This window comes from Mesorhizobium sp. WSM4836, from assembly GCF_055811815.1.
Window position 1 is genome coordinate 1 of sequence record NZ_JBVVQF010000062.1, and the last position, 4,378, is coordinate 4,378.

The 4,378-nt window shown below is 59.9% G+C and carries 5 protein-coding genes and 1 pseudogene; 1 reads left to right on the forward strand and 5 read right to left on the reverse strand.

Annotated elements, in window-relative coordinates:
• Nucleotides 1-88 precede the first annotated feature (88 nt).
• The 3 genes from AC0L2P_RS31965 to AC0L2P_RS31975 form a co-directional block, all read right to left on the reverse strand.
• A complete protein-coding gene (locus AC0L2P_RS31965) occupies nt 89-943 on the reverse strand; it encodes a COG3904 family protein (protein ID WP_473507209.1) in 855 nt (284 codons plus the stop codon).
• 237 nt (nt 944-1,180) lie between these two features.
• Entirely contained in the window at nt 1,181-1,741 is a 561-nt protein-coding gene (locus AC0L2P_RS31970) for an RES family NAD+ phosphorylase (RefSeq protein WP_473507210.1), read from the reverse strand.
• A 9-nt stretch (nt 1,742-1,750) separates the two neighbouring features.
• Entirely contained in the window at nt 1,751-2,089 is a 339-nt protein-coding gene (locus tag AC0L2P_RS31975) for a hypothetical protein (protein WP_473507211.1), read from the reverse strand.
• 321 nt (nt 2,090-2,410) lie between these two features.
• Here AC0L2P_RS31975 and AC0L2P_RS31980 point away from each other — a divergent pair, with 321 nt between their 5' ends.
• Nucleotides 2,411-3,085, forward strand: a complete 675-nt coding sequence (locus tag AC0L2P_RS31980) for a protein-L-isoaspartate(D-aspartate) O-methyltransferase (protein WP_473507213.1) — start codon at nt 2,411-2,413, stop codon at nt 3,083-3,085.
• Nucleotides 3,086-3,135: 50 nt separating this feature from the next.
• Here AC0L2P_RS31980 and repC read toward each other — a convergent pair.
• Together repC and AC0L2P_RS31990 are read right to left on the reverse strand one after the other, a co-directional pair.
• A pseudogene (repC, locus tag AC0L2P_RS31985) lies at nt 3,136-3,566 on the reverse strand (plasmid replication protein RepC); the annotation flags it as partial.
• A gap of 60 nt (nt 3,567-3,626) precedes the next feature.
• Complete coding sequence (locus AC0L2P_RS31990) at nt 3,627-3,923, reverse strand: FAD-binding oxidoreductase (RefSeq protein ID WP_473507212.1); 297 nt, start codon at nt 3,921-3,923, stop codon at nt 3,627-3,629.
• Nucleotides 3,924-4,378: the final 455 nt, after the last annotated feature.

Genomic DNA, 4,378 nt, shown 5'->3' on the forward strand with positions numbered 1-4,378 from the left:
TTCCAGACGACCTGATCCCGATCGGATCCAGAATATTCATGCGCACGGCTCGCAACCTTCTGGGCTGATTGGCTCCCGGGCTGGCCGCCTATTTGAGCAAAAGCTCGATCTCAGGCGGGATATTAATGACGGCGCCCGGTTCGTCATCGGTTCCACCAATGACGTAGCCAGGTTCGTCCGAGTATGAGAAGACTTTCGTAATGATGCCTGATTTGAGCGCTTCAGCGCTCCAGACGTCATAGAGGCCCTCCGGCGTTGCCAGGCCCATCATCACGAACATGTCGCCGCTGCGGACGCCCATTTCGTCGAAATAGTCGGAAAGCATCCGCTTCAGGGCCGGATCAGGCCTCGTAGAAATTTCATCGAGGTTTCTGCGTCCCGTCGGCGTAGGCGCTCTTTTGCTGCCATCCGTTATTTGATGGAGGGCGATCCTGGCACCGACAGCCGCGGCGCGGACCTGCCCCCCAGCCAAGGCGAAGGGGCAAGCCGAGAAACAGTACGCCCCGCCTGCGTGAACTTCCCCTTCCGACCAGCCGTTTTTGACGATCTTTTCAGGACAGCGCGGCACCAGCATCGGGCAGCCGTTCAACACCGTTCTGCCCACCGCGGTTTCGAGGCCAGCGGCCCGGATCATGCGTCCAATCCAAAGCGCCGAATCCACATTCCCCCCGCCAGACTGAAACACGACGGGAAGCCTTTGGCCCTTCAGCTTGGCCAGAAACTGCTCAAATTGTCTGCCAGTGTCAGCTGTTATCGTGCCCTCGGCAGAAATCCATTGGACGCAGCTTACCTTGCAATCGCCGTTCCGAACCAGAGCGAAATTCATCGGCCACGCTTCGGGTGTCTTCTGCTTTGCGCCGGCCGCAGCGGTAGCAACCAAGGCCACAAGTAAACCTGTGACGATGAAGCAGAATGTCGTCAGCAGACCCAGGCGAGTTGTCATGATGAAAAGCCCCCAATAGCAGAATAATTGCTATCGCCTCGGGCCCCTCTAACACAACCTCTTTCATATCTTCGGCGGCAGGGGCGCGCATCCGTTGCGCAAGCTCGGGGACCTCAGGCACCACACGGTGATCCGCGACGGCTATCGGATCGACTGGGCGGCCTGGCTCGCCAACGCGGGCGCGAAGGCGTCGGGCGCTCACTCCCACGACCGCGGCACTCGGCATCTTCCCTTACCTCAACGATCCTTTGTTCGTCTGAGTTCGTTTCTGCGAGTGCGCCAGTCAGCCCAATCAACCGGCTCGGAGTTGACGACCCTTAAATCGGCTGGAGTAAACCGCTCTGTGAAGACCACCAGGTTCTGACATGGCCAGCGTGCACTCGGCGCCAAGATGCCGTCGAAGCCGAGAAAGGCGGCTGCATCACCGATCTCCTGCGCTCGTTCGTAGCTCAGCGATCCATAGGTTTGGGGCGAGACTCCGAGGGCTTCCAATGCAAGATCGGCTATCCTCAGCGCTCGTTGGGTGCGGACCAAAATCCGGTGAAGAACCGACTTAATTTTCGACGGAAAGACAGGTTGCCGACTGAGGTGGAAGTGGATCTCCTCTAGGGCGCCTGCGCGCTCGAGCGAGGTGTAAAGGACATCGAAGGTGCCCGGATCCCATCGAGCGCGAGACGGATAGCCCTGTAGAGGCTCCCGCTCTTCCCGCACAATGCGCCACACTTCACCTTCAAACGAAACGCCGGCATGAGCGTCGAGCGCGTCGAGCAGATCCGGATCGCGCGCGCGCCGCTCCACCCGAAACTCTCAGACGTATGCGCCGGCGTCGAGCCGCTCAATTACAGCCAGAACTTCCTGCGTCCGGTCCGCGTTGATGAGATCGATGGCACGTTCATTGTTGAGGAGCGGATGACGCGAATGCAGCCAAAGCCGCGTTTCGTCGGCTGTGTAAAAATCCGACAGGCGCTCGACGACGTAGCGCAGATCCGCGATGACCGTCTGGGTCCGCAGATTTGGGGTACCGTTGCCATGGGACCACCGCGATACGGTCGCCGTCGACACGTCAACGATGTTGGCTATGTCCTTGCCCTGAAGTCCACCGCGTGAGCGCAGATCATCCAGAATTCTCACCACCGCTGTGCTCATGACATTACCCTACCTGCTCGAAGCAGCTCTGGGCGCCGTCGCCTGCCGGCGCGGCGGAACCAGTGCAGTGCTTGCCCGCAACTAAATGATCCTGCTCATCGGGCAAACGCTCCATGCCGATAATTACAGATTGATTTCACGAACGTCAATATGTGAAACGATTTCGTAACGGGCTTGTTCAAGGTCGCCGGCCGCCGCCGATCGCACCAAACGCAACACCCAAATGCACCTGCGCTTGCCGTAGGACACCCGCAACTGGAAACGATGGCGGGCGTTTCTGTGACGAAGGCAGCAAACCTGGTTGAGGAAAGCCCAACCGTCATGAAGCCAATGAACGAAGAGCATCTCGCGGTGCTACGCAGGCACATGGTCGAGATGATTGCAATCTACACCGACCTTGCAAGCGAAGAACTTGGCAAGGCGGCGCTGGATGAGCGGGTGATGGCGGCGATGCGCCGGGTGCCGCGGCATCTCTTCGTGCCGGCCTCGGTTGCGCCTTATGCCTACCAGGACATGCCACTGCCAATCGGCTTTGATAAAACCGTCTCGCAGCCGTTCATCGTCGCTCTCATGACAGATCAACTTGCGCCGCAACTGTACGACGCGGTACTCGAGGTCGGCACCGGCCTGGGCTACCAAACCGCAATTCTCGCCGAGCTCGCCGGCCACGTTTGGAGCGTCGAAATCATCGAGGAATTCGCAAGCCATGCGGAGGCTCTCCTGCAAAGCCTCGGCTTATCAAATGTCGGCATTCGTGTCGGAGACGGGTCTCGCGGCTGGCCCGAGCACGCCCCATTCGACAAGATACTGCTCACGGCAGCGGCTGAGCGGACACCCCCCGCTTTACTGAAGCAGCTCAAGCCGGGGGGACGCCTGGTTCTGCCTTTGGGACCTGAAGAAACTCAGTTTCTGACTGTCATCGACAAGGATGCGGCAGGGCAACTCGAGACGCGGCAGCTTATCCCAGTTAGGTTCAGCCGGCTCGAAACGGGCTAATAAAAGGTGCAGACAGCCGCGGCGGTTGGTTCCATCGTCACCCTAGCCAGTTACCCGGCCATCCTGGTCGGTGACCCATTAGCTTTCAAAGCAGCCATCAACATCGGTCCGACCGAAACCTCCCTGCCCTCGCCTTCTCGGCGAGCACGCGCAGATAGCCGCCGGCGGAATTGATGTGCTGCGCCCGCTGCAGAATGCAGGCAATCACCACCGCGGCGATCTCCTGACACATGACATGGCAGGCATCCTCATACGCTGACGGCGAAACGCCCAGATATCCCCGCACCTGGGCGTCGGTCATCATAAGATCGCGCCAGTTGCCGATCCCCTCAACGGCATAGTCCGCAATCTCGGCGCAGGCCTTCAGCACTAGCCCCAGCGGATAGGGTTTCGGCGACTCTGCGGTCCTTGTTAGTGGCTCGGCCGCCGTCCCGCTTTTTTCCAAAGCAGGTTCAAATTCAAAAATAGAGTCGGTATTTGATTGTCCGCAACAGCCGTCCGTCGGCGGTGACGATTTGAGCCGCGATCAAATTATCGCAGCTCAGTCCGTGCTTTCGCCCGAGCTTGCCGAAGCCGTGAGGCCGGCAATACCGGTGTCACCGTTCACGCCCATGGTCGTCGCCAGACCGTGCGCCTGTGTGGCTGCGTCGAACTCGCCGAGGGCCAGGCCGGCTTCGGCGCTGGCGATGCGGCGCTCGGGATCGACAACGATCTTCTTCATGCGGGACAAATCGATCACCATCCCATCATCGCAGACCGACAGGCCGGCGACGTTATGGCCGCCGCTGCGAACGGCCACGAGGCAGCCTTGCGACCTGGCATAGGTCACGGCATGCACGACGTCGTCGCAATTGGCGCAAAAGACGATTGCGGCAGGGCGTTTGTCGATCGCCCGTTCCAGACCCTGCGCGCCTGATCGTAGCCTGCGTCCGTCGGCAATACCACTTCACCTTGCAAGCCCTGTCGTGGCCATTCTATCGCCGCAGTCGAGGAATGGGATCGGCCCGAGAGCACGTCGGTCTGTAGTGGAAGCTCCATCGTTGCGGTCCTCGGTTCCAACGGGGATCACGGTCTCACAGGGCCCGGCTTTCTGCAAAAGCGAAATTCTTAGCTAGTGGATGAGCGGAATTCATCTACACTGCCGGCATGAAGAACAGTCCGCCGCTGCGCGCATCCAGTCGAAGGTTCAGGGTGGTCGCCACCGGCAAACTTGCGCCACTTCCCGACCTTTCTGCAGGCTCCGGCAAAGGTCGCGTCTTTCCACCTTTCGGACGATGGATTCCCACATCACGG